The following is a 12806-nucleotide window of genomic DNA, read 5'->3' on the forward strand; positions in this document are numbered from 1 at the left end:
GGCTATAGTACTACTAAATCAATTTATATCAGAAGTTTGGAGCGTAGACATATGTGTACTGGTTTTTCATTTTTCACAAAATCAAAACATCATTATTTAGCTAGAACAATGGATTTCGCATTCGAATTTAACGGCATACCTACTGTGGTACCTCGACACTATCAGTATCAATTTGACTTAGAATCAGAATTACGACTTCAATACGGTTTCGTAGGCACTAATTTAAAAGTCGGAAGATATCGCTTTGGTGATGGCATCAATGAACATGGAGTGGCAATTTCAAACCATTATTTCACTGGTGAAGCTTCATATAGCAACCATAGACGGTATGGCTATTTCAATTTAGCACCTGAAGAATTTATAGTGTGGGTGCTTGGCTTCGTTAAAAGTATAGAAGAACTCAAACAAAAAGTGAAAAACATCAACATTATGAATGAAAAAAATACTACATTAAATATAGTTCCACCCCTGCATTTTATAATCACTGATGCGTCAGGACATACAGTTGCAGTGGAACCCCATAACGGACTACTTATCGTTAAAGACAACCACGTTAAGGTATTAACCAACGCACCTAAACTTGAGTGGCATATTCAAAATTTAAGAAATTATGCTTTCCTTCAACCTGAGAAATCAACAAATCAGCTTGTTGGCAAAGTATTAGTGCGTTCCATGGGATGTGAAGCTGGCACTAATGGTCTACCAGGTGGCTATACATCTACAGAACGATTCGTGCGTGCCACTTATTTAAGACATCATTTATCATCTTCTCATAATGAAGATATCAACCTTATGAATTGTTTTAAAATCCTAGACTCTGTCAGTATACCGCAAGGAGCTGTGCTAGATGCTGGAGAAACACATTACACACAATATCAATTAGTTATGGATAGTAAAGATAAAGCTTATTACATTAAGCCATACTTTAGTAATCAACTTTTCAAAGTTCAATTAAATGAAGAATTACTATCAAAGGACGATATGACATTTCTTCCTATTAACAATGAATTACATATTTCTAAATTAAATGCGTAATATATTCATGCGGTCCTTCATTTTCGAAAAGCTATAAACATTTAGCTTACCCGATAAACGTGGTATGATTAAGGATATATTAGAACTTAACGGGAGTGAATAAAATTATGGCTTTAAAGAAAGTATTAACAATTGCAGGGTCTGATACGAGTGCGGGAGCTGGTATGCAAGCAGACCTTAAAACATTCCAAGAATTAGATACGTACGGAATGGTGGCTTTGACATCTATCGTTACGATGGATAAAGAAACGTGGTCTCATGATGTAACACCTCTAGATATGAATGTCTTTGAAAAGCAACTTGAAACTGCGATTTCTATTGGCCCTGACGCAATCAAGACGGGTATGTTAGGTACTCAAGAAATCATTAAACGTGCTGGCGAAGTTTATGAAGAATCAGGTGCAGATTACTTCGTCGTAGACCCAGTCATGGTTTGTAAAGGTGAAGACGAAGTACTTAACCCAGGAAATACTGACGCAATGATTAAATATTTACTACCTAAAGCAACAGTAGTAACGCCAAACTTATTTGAAGCTGGCCAACTTTCAGGTTTAGGAAAATTAACTTCAATCGAAGATATGAAAAAAGCTGCTCAAATCATTTATGATGCAGGTACACCTCACGTGATTATCAAAGGTGGTAAAGCGCTAGATCAAGATAAATCTTATGATTTATACTACGATGGCGATAAATTCTATCAATTAACAACAGATATGTTCCAACAAAGTTATAACCACGGTGCAGGTTGTACGTTCGCAGCTGCGACAACTGCTTACCTAGCTAACGGCAAATCTCCAAGAGAAGCAGTCATCGCTGCTAAAGCTTTCGTAGCATCTGCAATCAAAAACGGTTGGAAAATGAATGAATTTGTAGGACCTGTTGATCATGGTGCATATCATCGCATCGAACACATCGAAGTCGAAGTAACAGAAGTTTAAAGAAATACTGCATTGATTTCTTAAATAAGAATTCATTCTATATAGTTTTCTAAGATGGCTAGAATAGACAAAAGCTTGATATAAACACAGTTCAAATTCAGTCATCTAACTCAAAAATGTTAGAAGCGTTTGAGATATGAATTGATGTTTATCCTCTTTTAATTTAAAGCTTTTAATCACTTTTTATTGATTAATAAGGTGATTGAAAGCTTTTTATTTTTCTATATCGGAAATTTTTATGTGTATATTCCACCTTTATCACACGTTTTAGAATCTTCACTCTAAAAATATTAAAACGAATATGTTTAAAACAACCTTTACTGTAGTAAACAATGGTAAATGAAACCTTTTAAAAAGGAGAAAATTATAACATGAATATTGAAGATCAAAACGTGGGGATGACTGAACCTATTACAATCATTGGCGGAGGCATCGGAGGTTTGACACTTGCCAGAGTATTGTATGTCAATGGTATACCATCTAAGGTTTATGAAATTGATACATCTCCAAATGCACGTACGCAAGGTGGTCAACTTGATATACATGAACATAATGGACAAGTTGCACTTAAAAAAGCTCATCTGATGGATGAGTTTCATTCTATTATTCATGAAGGCGCAGACGCAGCACGTATATTTAATTCTAATGGGGAATTACTTCACGATGCGCCTGCTGACGAAAATAATGGTAGACCTGAAGTTTTACGTGGAGATTTAAGACAAATTTTAATTGATTCATTACCTAACGAAACAATAGGGTGGAATAAAAAAGTGGATCGTGTAGAAGAATTGGAAAAAGGACAATACCAAGTGTTCTTTAGAGATGATACATCTTTAACTACTAGCAAATTAGTAGGTGCAGACGGCGCATGGTCTAAAGTACGTAAAGTTTTAACTGATATTACACCTCATTATACTGGTTACACATTTATAGAAACATACCTTCATGACGTTGATAACCAATATCCTGAAACTGCAAAAGTTGTAGGACAAGGCCAAATGTTTGCATTATCTCCAGGAAAAGGTATCGTAGCACATCGTGAATATGGGGGTATTATTCATACTTATGTACAGATGCAATGCTCTTCAGAGTGGATTGACAACATTGATTTCTCAAATAAAAAGGAAGCGACACAAACCATAGCTAATGAATTTAAAGGTTGGCCTAATGAAATTACTGCATTGATTACGGAAGCTGAATCCTCAATTACTCCAAGAAAAATTAATGCATTGCCTGATGAACATCGTTGGCAAAGACGACAAGGCGTTACTTTAATCGGAGATGCGGCTCATTTAATGGCTCCTTCAGGTGAAGGCGCAAACTTAGCTATGTTAGATGCCGCGGAATTAGCAGAAAGCATTGCAAAAATGAATGGAGATTTAAATAGCGTTATTAAAGATTATGAAGAAACCATGTTCCCTAGAAGCGAAGAAGAAGCTAGAGAATCCCATGAATTATTGGATATATGTCTAGGTGAGGACAGTCCACATCGTCTAGTTGAACTCTTTAAAGGTAATATTTAATAAATATGTAAATGAAACTGGCTTACTTTAAGTGTAAGCCAGTTTTTTAGATCATCATTGAAATTAAAATATTTTGTTGAATGAGGTTTCAAATACTTCTCTAAATTTCTAGGCATAAAGTCTGAGATATCTCTCCGATGTTCGTAGTATTCAAAGTTGATACCATAGCCCCATGTATTTTTAAAGAAACTCATTTACTATATAGAGTGTAGAGAGACAAAGGAGGAATCGAACAACATGATTATCTACAGGCAAAATATAGAGAACGGAGTACCTATTTACGAAATCATAACTAAAACTTTCAAGACTATTACAGTAAAATGTGATGAAACTTTCAGTGAATTCGAAATCTATAAATTGCTCTCTCTACTAGAAAATGACGTAGACACAATGAAAATGAGTTACTAAACCGTGTCGATGTTATTTTCACATCCAAACAAGACATTGCACAAAATCCAATTGAGAATTTGAGAATTAGAATTTATGTTCTAATTATTCCCTAACATAATGTGTTTTTTAAAGTTTTCTGTCCCCTAAACTATAAACTTTAAAAGCCATTCAATCATCCCTAAAAATACTCACCTTAAAATGTATAAAACGCTAATGTTAGCCAAAATTGTCCCCTTTTGTAGCTCGGAGAGAACCTTTGAGCGTTGCTAACATTAGCGTTTATTTTTTCTAATTAAAAGAACGTCTAGAGAATAAAAAAATAGCAGTAAAATGATTTCTAATTGAGATCATTTTACTGCTATTACTTTAATGAAAGTTATATTCTAAGTTTTATATTTAAAAGTTTTCTTTTTCTTTTCTCTCTTTAACCCACCATAAAGCTTTTTTAGGGTTTTCTTCATAGTATTTTCTATCTTCTTCATTATCAACATTTGGATAAGAACCTTTAAGTGACTTACCTGCTGTACTTGCATGAAATAAAGTAATAACTAAGAATCCAATTAAACTAATTGCAGTTAAATAATATGCTGGAGCTAAAGCATTTCCAGTTGATTCTACTAACCATGATGCAATTAAAGGCGTAGTACCACCAAATAAAGAAACAGATACGTTAAATGTTACTGATAATGTACGATATCTGATATGTGTATAGAACATTGTTGGTAAAGATCCTGGCATTGTTGCTTCATATGTTGAAAGGAAGAATCCTAATATGAAGACACCGATAATTATTAATGGTAATGATTTAGTACTTAGTAAACTGTATGCGACAATACTTAATAAAGTAAGTCCTCCTGTACCAATCAAGAATACCTTTTTCTCACCAATTTTATCGGCCATTTTACCAAACATTAGTGCTAATGGAATCATAACTGCCATTACACATGTAATAAGTACACTTGTAGTCGTAGCATCCAGTTTAACAATTTGACCAAGATACGTTGGTAGATAAGCTGTTACAGAATAGTTCGTTACATTAAAGAATACTACCGCTACGAAGCAAACGAGAATATCTTTATAATAATATCGAATAATAGTGAAGAACCCTATGTTATCTCTTTGAGGAGTGGAAGCTACATCATTTTCATAAACAGGAGACTCTTCAAGTCTACGACGTAAATAAAGACCAAATAATCCAAGGAATAAACCTAGAATAAATGGAATTCTCCAACCCCATGCTTGCATCTGATCATGAGTTAAGAAGAAACTTAATAATGCAATCATAATTGAAGCCGCAATATAACCTGAAAGTGTACCAATTTCAAGGCCACTACCTAAACTATTACGACGTTTATCCGGTGATGATTCAGCAACGTATGTCATTGCACCTGCGTATTCCCCACCTGTAGAAAAGCCTTGTAGCACCCTAGCAAGTAATAAAAGTATTGGCGCCCATATTCCTATTGTATTGTAATTGGGTAGTAACCCAATAGTAAGTGTAGATAAAGCCATTAAAATAATTGTTGTAGTTAATACAACTTTACGTCCATATTTGTCACCGATGATACCAAACACGATACCACCAATAGGTCTTAATAAGAACGCGATTGCTAATGCTGCAAATGTAAAAATTTGTTGGATTTGAGGATTATGTACTGGAGAGAAGAAATTCGCTCCTATGTATGCAGTTGTATAAGCATAAACCCCAAAGTCAAACCATTCCATGGCGTTACCAATACCGGTAGCTACAACGGTTTTTTTCGCTTCTTGACCGTCTACCACGTTAATATGATTTTTGTTGAACTTCATTACAATAACACTCCCTTGTGATATGTTACATAATTATACGTAGTTAAACTTTAATGTCAAATTAATTCAGTTTACATAATTTTCAATTTTTTAAGTTTATTCATTTTACAGATATTTAAATTTAACATTTGAAATTGCTTCCATTAATTATTGGCAACGAAAATAAAAAAACTAAAAAATAATTTTTCATCTAATTTTTTAATACCATTAGTTTTACCCCGTATAAATCATCCGAAACTTTTATAATTGTTTCGTCTTCAACAAAAAATCGTATATCGTCATGTATATCAATAGGTTTAAGGTATTTTATTTTATAATTCTCCCATTGTATATTGAGTTCTTCGAAGGCGATTTCACATACTAATTGACCTGGAACGATGTCATTGTGTATTGGATTCATATCATTCACTAATACTAAGTATTCTTTAATAATCTCGATTGAAATCTTCATTTTAACGCTTTACCTCGATAAAAACTTGTTCTATATATATACATTTATGGTTATTTTTATTTATTTTCAAACTATAGGTGTGCTTGATAAAATCTTTTATATTTTTAACTGAAATTTTGCTTAAAGTCGCGTCATATACTTCATCCGTTACTAATTTATTAAATTCTTTAACATATGTCTCCTTTAAAATTAAAGGTTTCTTTACAAATTTTTTATAACTTTTAAATTCCGACCAAAGCTTTGCACACATTAAAGTAGGGACTTGATAATTGAAATCTTTATTTAATAAATAGCAATACTTACGCACTTCTTTTTCTTTAAAAATGACTCTTTGATGTTCTTCACCATCTCTCAAATAATACTGCATTACCGAGTCCTCCACCGATTCCCATTGTTGCAATGGATTTATTTTGCACATTCATATGAAATAATCGTGTAACTAGAGCTGCGCCACTTGCTCCATATGGGTGACCAGAAGCGATTGCGCCACCCCATCGATTTAGCTTATCATCAGAAATACTAAGTTCCTTCTGACAAGCTAAAACCTGTGAACTAAATGCTTCATTTAATTCTATAGTATCAATATCTTCTATTTTAACTTTAGCTCTTTTCAACAGCTTTCTAACAGCTGGCACAGGACCTATACCTAAATAATTAGGATCAACCCCAACTGTACAACTTTCAATAAATTTTAATCCTTTAGCAAAACCTAAATTTATAGCGAGTTTCTCTTCCATTACAAGGATTAATACGGCACCATCATTTTTCATACAACTGTTACCAACTGTAATTGAACCTTGATTCAATAATGGTTTAAATCTACTTAATTTCTCAGTAGTTAAACGAGACTTAACACTTTCATCTCTATCAAACGATACCCCTTTAACTTTAATAGGCAATATTTCTCGGGAAATATTCCCATTATCATAGTTACCTTGAGTCAATTGATGGCTTCTATAAGCGAACTTATCTTGCATTACTCGCGAAATACCGTATTTACGCGCCACATTTTCAGCAGCTTCTATCATTGAAGGATCTTGACCTTCTGGAGCAAATGGTGCTCTTTCGAAGAATTGAGGGAATTCTGTTTCATACACTGATTGAGGTCGTTTTAATTTCCAAGGTGCTCTACTTATACTCTCAACACCACCTGCAAGGTATACATTTCCAGCGCCGCTTTGTATCATTCTACAAGCTTGTATAATAGTTTCTAGCCCTGAGCCACACTGTCGATCAATAGTAACACCTGGAACGGAGTTTTTAAGGCCCGCTTCTAGCAAAGATTTCCTTGCTATGTTACCACCATTGCCAACTGTGTTGCCGATAATAACGTCTTCCAAGTATTCCATCGCTCCAGGATATTCTGCTTGAAAGTAATTGAATAAAGGTTTTAGTAGTTGTTCTGGTTCCAAATGCTTTAAATATCCACCGTACTTGCCAAATGCAATACGTTTAGCTGCTACAATGACTGGTTGCTTCATATTTAAATCTCTCCATTCAAATATTTAGTTTTCATTTTTCCTCTAGCAATTTTTCCAGATTCAGTGTAATGCATACCGTCAATTTTCCTAATTTTAGACGGAACCTCATATCTTGATAGATGATTCTTTAAACACGTTTTTACTTCTGAATATTTTAATTCTTTTATTCCTGTATACAAAAGAACTGCTATTTCTCCAAACTTATGATGTGGCTCACCTATTACTATTGCTTCACTGACACCTTCAATATTCATCACGCGCTGTTCTATCTCACTAGGATATACGTTAACGCCACCTATAATTAGACGGTCACTTTTCCTTCCTACTAGATATAAATTTCTATTTCTAATTAGTGCATAATCTCCTGTCTCAATCCACTCATTTGAAATTTGTTCTTCACCAACATATCCACTAAAAGTCATTTCACTTCGAACTTTTAGTAGTCCAATATGTTTTGAATCTTTCTCAAATAGTTTGGCTTCCACGTTTGGAAACAATTTGCCTACTGATTGTCTTGGTGCTGTTTGATTGAAATTATAGCTAATAAAACTTGCCTCAGAGGTGCCAAAAAATTCTATTAAATTCGTATCTGGATAAAGTTGAGCGATAGCCCTAAATTGTTCTTTTGAAAGCTTTGCTCCACTGCTGAAAATACTTTTAATTTCCGCAGTATGTAAACCTTTTAAAATGAACTGATAAAGCATCGTGGGTACTACAAACAATGAAGCAGGCTGATGTATAGACTGTATAGTCTTCACGAGTACTTCTGCATTAAATTCTTTTTGACCTACAAATGTGCGTCCTGTAAACAAAGCATATATACATGCGTATAAGGAGAGTGAGTGTGATAAAGGGCCAGGAGCAACAATCACTTTTAAATCATGCTTTATTAATTTCTCATTCTCTTTATAAGAAATTAACCATGAATGTTCATTTCTATAATAAGCCTTGGGCAAGCCAGTTGTTCCCGAAGTAAATCCAATATGCAGTAATGTACCATTAATAGAATGAGAAATCCTATTATACCCTGTTTTAATTAAGTGCTGGTCACTCTTTAACCATTGAATTTTATATTTTTCAATCAGCTGGTTTATTGTAACTTTATTCCATTTACTACTAAAAAAGCACGGAATACCTCCAACTCTATGAATAGCGAAATAATGAATCAGATTTTTTATCGGATGATTACTTAATAAACCAACTTTTTCTCCCTCGTTAATCATAGAATATTGAGAACTTGCTGTATCTATCTCATGAATCAATTCATCGTAAGTTATTCGTTGATGATCAAATACCAAAGCCAATCGCTTAGGTTGATGCTCACCAAAATCATAAATATTTTTAATTACCTCTAACATGCCATCACCATATGTAAACTATATTTATAAATATGTTAACATTAATCTTAAAATTCCTCATGCTAAAATTAACGCCCTACTACCAATGATATGGAAGTAAGACGTTATTAATTTATATTATAGTAAAAATTTCCTCTGGTTCATTCACGACATAATACGGATTTTCTTGAAGTAAATCATGTGCAGATTGCGCGCCCCAAGTCACTACACAGGATCTAATATCTGATAAACTCGCACTTTTAACATCATGCGTTGTATCTCCGATATAGACTGTACGTCCTTGATTTAAATGATTATTCTGTATGATGGATTGTAAGATTTTATAATGAGGCTTTCGCAACTCCTTAATATGTAAACCTAGTGCATCTTTTATAAATCGATTAAGCCCTAAATAATCTAATTGTCTTGTTACTACAGCTGTTTCATTACTTGATATTACAAAGATATTTTTCTTTTTATTATGTAGTAATTGGAGCATTTCACTTATTCCCGCAAACTCTTTTATATTATGTATTTCATATTACCTATAATATTTATGATAAGCCCTAATGAATAATTCAACTTTTTCCTCATCTATACCGATAGTAGTTAAACTTCTCAAACCTTCCTCTAACGGTTGGCTTTGTGCACTTAAAATTTCTTCTTTACCAGGATTCTTTAAATTTAATTCCTTAAAAGCCTGCTCAGTTGCATAAACGTGACATGATGTTGTGTCTGCTAAAGTACCACCAAAATCAAAAATATAGTTGTCAAAATTCATGATGTTACACCTCTTAGATAGTAATTACATTATAAATATACACTTTTTTGGTTAAAACTGCGATATATTAAAAAACCAGAGATTTCATGGACTTCATGGAATCTCTGGTAGTATTTCTTACTATTCTAAATTAGCATGATTTTGTTGCATTGTTTCTTCATTGATATGAAATGCTTCCATTAAAGGCAATACAACACTGTCGAGGAAAACTAGTGACGCTTGTTCAAACAAGCTTCCTAGTGGTTGCTTAGAACCTTCAATATCGTGTTTAGTGCCAGCTGGTAATTCTATAATAGTTTCAGCAAGCTCTCCGATTGGCGAATCTGTTTGCGTTGTAATAAGTACAACTTTAGCGCCAATCTTTTGCGCTTTTTCAGCTAACAATCTTAAGTGTTCTGTTGAACCTGACCCAGAAATAATAATGAAAAGGTCGTGCTCTTTTATTGATGGAGTCGTGGACTCTCCTACAACATAAGCGTGTTCACCTAATTGGTTTAAACGCATTGCAAAACTATTTGCAACAAATCCAGAACGCCCTTTACCAGCTACAAATATTCTATCCGCACCAACAACGTCATTAGCAAATCTTTCATACGACGTTTCATCAACATGCGACAACGTATGATCTAATTCATCAAGTATAAGACGATAGTTATTAAATTCTGTCATCCTATCTACCTTCAATCGCATCGCGACATTGTTTTGCAGCTACAACAGGATCGTCAGCGTTTGCGATTCCTCCACCTACGATAACTAAATCAGGTTCTTCAGCCACAATATCTTTAATTGTATCTGGTTTAATACCGCCAGCTACAGCGACTTTAGAATTTTTAATTACTGACTTCACTGTACGTAAACTATCTAGTGGTGATTGACCTTCAGCTTGTAAATCATAACCAGTGTGTACAGCGATATAATCAGCGCCCATTTCGTCTAATTCTTTTGCGCGTGTTTCAAGATCTTGTACCGCAATCATATCTACTAATAATTCTTTACCATGTTTATGTGCTTCTTCAACAGCAGCTTTAATTGATGCGTCTTCTGCTACACCTAAAATAGTTACAACATCAGCACCAAATTTAACAGCTTGGCTTACTTCATAATCTGCTGCATCCATGATTTTTAAATCTGCTAATACTTTCGCATTACTAATATTCTCATTTAAATGTTGTACTGATGGTAAACCTTCGTTAATAACAATCGGCGTACCAATTTCAACAATATCTACATATTCTTCAACTTTTTTCGCTAATTTTGCTGCTTCTTCTTTATTTAATAAATCAATTGCTAATTGTAGTTCCAATGAAATACATCCTTTCATATGACAGTCAATTTCTATTATATAAAGGTGTTTACCCGGCATTTCATTTTTTAAACTGAGCTGAAAATGCTATCACCACAATTAGACTTTATCAATATGAGGAGGTGCAGCCTCATCATCAACATACACTTCCACATTTGGATGGGCATGTAAAATTGTAGAAGGGATGTCTTTAGTAACCTGGTTATTCATCAATTGATGAATCGCTTCTTTTTTCTTTTCTCCAAATGCAAGCAAAATAATACGTTTAGCCTTTAAAATACTTGCTAATCCCATTGAAACAGCTTGTTGTGGAACATCTGATTCACTTTCAAAATAACGACTGTTTGCACGTATCGTACTCTCTGTCAAATCAACAATGTGCGTTTCACTATGTAAATCAGTACCAGGTTCATTAAATCCAATATGACCATTTTCACCTATACCTAATATTTGTATATCAACAGGACCTCTATCATTAAGCAATTGGTTATAACGTTCAGCCTCATCCTCTAATTGAGAGCTGTAACCATTCGGTATATGAATATTTTCTTTATTGAAGTTCGGATATTGATCAAATAATACCTCATTCATATAATAATGATAACTTTGAGGGTGTTCAGCTTTTAATCCAACATATTCATCTAAATTAAATGTTTCAACATGAGAAACATCTAATTGATTCTTTTCTAATAACTCTACTAAATATTTGTATACCTCAGTCATTGTGCCACCAGTAGCTAAACCTAATTTACTTGTAGGTTGGCAACTCATTTCTTTATATAATTCACATGCAACATAAAATGACGCAAGTTTCTTAGAACCTAAGTTGATGATTTTCAATTTTTAAACACCTCGATTTTTAAATCTATATACTTACACCTTTCCAACTCCACTTATATAATATACCCTTCAAATACATATTTAACAAAATTTAATTCTTAATTTAAAGAAATTTAACAAACTTCATTATCTATCTTTTTATCTATAACTAAAAAATTTTCCTAATTATTTCAAGCATTCGTGTACAAATATACATCGCTTTCTAGTAAAATATATAGATAAACACATTTACTGATTTTTTATAAACACATTAGTACACGTTGTAAAATATTAAAGAGATAATATAAGTAGTCACTAATAATAAAGCGTAAAAAATCGCGACTTTGGAATCTTTTTAGTGAAGTACTTAACACTAAAATAAACATCTCTAATTTTAATAACTACAAAATCTGTGAAGACTCACACAACTCGGCTACGCATAAGGGCGTCGCAACTCATCGAGTTATAAACTCTCTATTACTATTGATGTAATATGATAAAGTCTTTAACTAATGTTTAAAATTTCGACAGTTTACAATCAACACACTGCAAAATATAAGGGAGTGAACGTGTTGGAACCGATTAATGAACAAGAAGTACTTAACTTACTTACTTCTTATGCAAATAAACCCGTGTACTTACATGTCGAAACTACAAATGGCGCATACGCTAACCATTTCGACGAACGCGTTTTTAACGCAGGTACCTTTTTAAGAAATATACAAGTCACGTATGAACACGCACAACTTAAAGGTGGCGAAAAAGATCCATATCGTGTCGGATTAAAATTACGCGAAGGTGGTTGGGTTTATGTACAAGGATTAACGCACTATGAAGTTAATCACGACAATGAATTCCTCATCGCCGGATTTAATTATGAAGGACAATTGGCAGCCACAATAGAAATTAGCGATAAGCCATTCACAATATAGAGGAGGT

The 12806-nt window shown here is 33.5% G+C and carries 13 protein-coding genes and 1 pseudogene; 5 read left to right on the forward strand and 9 right to left on the reverse strand.

From position 1 onward, the window contains the following. Positions 1 to 51: 51 nt before the first annotated feature. The 4 genes from MHI13_RS16455 (at position 52) to vraX (ending at position 3904) form a co-directional block, all read left to right on the forward strand. Positions 52 to 1035 carry a choloylglycine hydrolase family protein gene (locus MHI13_RS16455; RefSeq protein WP_002433371.1) on the forward strand — a complete coding sequence of 328 codons (984 nt, stop codon included), beginning with the start codon at positions 52 to 54 and terminating at the stop codon, positions 1033 to 1035. A 107-nt stretch (positions 1036 to 1142) separates the two neighbouring features. Continuing rightward, entirely contained in the window at positions 1143 to 1973 is an 831-nt protein-coding gene (thiD, locus tag MHI13_RS16460; protein WP_002433211.1) for a bifunctional hydroxymethylpyrimidine kinase/phosphomethylpyrimidine kinase, read from the forward strand. A 371-nt stretch (positions 1974 to 2344) separates the two neighbouring features. Beyond that, positions 2345 to 3496 carry an FAD-dependent oxidoreductase gene (locus MHI13_RS16465; protein WP_002433126.1) on the forward strand — a complete coding sequence of 384 codons (1152 nt, stop codon included), beginning with the start codon at positions 2345 to 2347 and terminating at the stop codon, positions 3494 to 3496. Positions 3497 to 3733: 237 nt separating this feature from the next. Then, positions 3734 to 3904, forward strand: a complete 171-nt coding sequence (gene vraX, locus MHI13_RS16470) for a C1q-binding complement inhibitor VraX (RefSeq protein ID WP_016898722.1) — start codon at positions 3734 to 3736, stop codon at positions 3902 to 3904. A 378-nt stretch (positions 3905 to 4282) separates the two neighbouring features. Here the strand turns inward: vraX and MHI13_RS16475 are convergent, their stop codons facing one another. The 9 genes and pseudogenes from MHI13_RS16475 to nagB all read right to left on the reverse strand — a co-directional run bounded on the left by MHI13_RS16475 (position 4283) and on the right by nagB (position 11888). Continuing rightward, complete coding sequence (locus MHI13_RS16475) at positions 4283 to 5695, reverse strand: MFS transporter (protein WP_002433423.1); 1413 nt, start codon at positions 5693 to 5695, stop codon at positions 4283 to 4285. Positions 5696 to 5885: 190 nt separating this feature from the next. Continuing rightward, positions 5886 to 6146, reverse strand: coding sequence for a hypothetical protein (locus tag MHI13_RS16480; RefSeq protein ID WP_002432996.1), 261 nt, complete (start codon positions 6144 to 6146; stop codon positions 5886 to 5888). A gap of 1 nt (position 6147) precedes the next feature. Beyond that, positions 6148 to 6513, reverse strand: a complete 366-nt coding sequence (locus MHI13_RS16485) for a hypothetical protein (protein WP_002433510.1) — start codon at positions 6511 to 6513, stop codon at positions 6148 to 6150. Beyond that, on the reverse strand, positions 6488 to 7627 hold the full coding sequence (locus MHI13_RS16490; RefSeq protein WP_002433385.1) for a thiolase family protein: 1140 nt from the start codon (positions 7625 to 7627) through the stop codon (positions 6488 to 6490). The genes MHI13_RS16485 and MHI13_RS16490 overlap by 26 nt, the downstream gene beginning before the upstream one ends. Before the next feature lie 2 nt (positions 7628 to 7629). Continuing rightward, positions 7630 to 8985 (reverse strand): AMP-binding protein, encoded by a 1356-nt coding sequence (locus tag MHI13_RS16495; protein ID WP_064210398.1) that lies wholly within the window; start codon positions 8983 to 8985, stop codon positions 7630 to 7632. Between the two features lie 112 nt (positions 8986 to 9097). Then, positions 9098 to 9745, reverse strand: a pseudogene (locus tag MHI13_RS16500) (HAD family hydrolase). A gap of 120 nt (positions 9746 to 9865) precedes the next feature. Beyond that, on the reverse strand, positions 9866 to 10414 hold the full coding sequence (hxlB, locus tag MHI13_RS16505) for a 6-phospho-3-hexuloisomerase (RefSeq protein ID WP_064210397.1): 549 nt from the start codon (positions 10412 to 10414) through the stop codon (positions 9866 to 9868). A 1-nt stretch (position 10415) separates the two neighbouring features. Then, positions 10416 to 11048 carry a 3-hexulose-6-phosphate synthase gene (gene hxlA, locus MHI13_RS16510; protein WP_002433102.1) on the reverse strand — a complete coding sequence of 211 codons (633 nt, stop codon included), beginning with the start codon at positions 11046 to 11048 and terminating at the stop codon, positions 10416 to 10418. 99 nt (positions 11049 to 11147) lie between these two features. Continuing rightward, a complete protein-coding gene (nagB, locus tag MHI13_RS16515) occupies positions 11148 to 11888 on the reverse strand; it encodes a glucosamine-6-phosphate deaminase (protein WP_002433147.1) in 741 nt (246 codons plus the stop codon). A gap of 548 nt (positions 11889 to 12436) precedes the next feature. Here nagB and MHI13_RS16520 point away from each other — a divergent pair. After that, the gene (locus tag MHI13_RS16520; protein WP_023350761.1) at positions 12437 to 12799 is read left to right on the forward strand and encodes a YojF family protein; all 363 of its coding nucleotides are present in this window, start codon (positions 12437 to 12439) and stop codon (positions 12797 to 12799) included. Positions 12800 to 12806: the final 7 nt, after the last annotated feature.

The organism is Staphylococcus sp. FSL K6-0223 (genome assembly GCF_038008285.1).

Excerpts from the sequence above, each read along its gene's own strand:
- MHI13_RS16455 (WP_002433371.1), top strand. The coding sequence starts at position 52 with ATGTGTACTGGTTTTTCATTTTTCACAAAATCAAAACATCATTATTTA.
- MHI13_RS16480 (WP_002432996.1), bottom strand. The coding sequence starts at position 6,146 with ATGAAGATTTCAATCGAGATTATTAAAGAATACTTAGTATTAGTGAAT.
- MHI13_RS16495 (WP_064210398.1), bottom strand. The coding sequence starts at position 8,985 with ATGTTAGAGGTAATTAAAAATATTTATGATTTTGGTGAGCATCAACCT.
- hxlB (WP_064210397.1), bottom strand. The coding sequence starts at position 10,414 with ATGACAGAATTTAATAACTATCGTCTTATACTTGATGAATTAGATCAT.
- MHI13_RS16475 (WP_002433423.1), bottom strand. The coding sequence starts at position 5,695 with ATGAAGTTCAACAAAAATCATATTAACGTGGTAGACGGTCAAGAAGCG.
- MHI13_RS16485 (WP_002433510.1), bottom strand. The coding sequence starts at position 6,513 with ATGCAGTATTATTTGAGAGATGGTGAAGAACATCAAAGAGTCATTTTT.
- thiD (WP_002433211.1), top strand. The coding sequence starts at position 1,143 with ATGGCTTTAAAGAAAGTATTAACAATTGCAGGGTCTGATACGAGTGCG.
- MHI13_RS16490 (WP_002433385.1), bottom strand. The coding sequence starts at position 7,627 with ATGAAGCAACCAGTCATTGTAGCAGCTAAACGTATTGCATTTGGCAAG.
- vraX (WP_016898722.1), top strand. The coding sequence starts at position 3,734 with ATGATTATCTACAGGCAAAATATAGAGAACGGAGTACCTATTTACGAA.
- MHI13_RS16465 (WP_002433126.1), top strand. The coding sequence starts at position 2,345 with ATGAATATTGAAGATCAAAACGTGGGGATGACTGAACCTATTACAATC.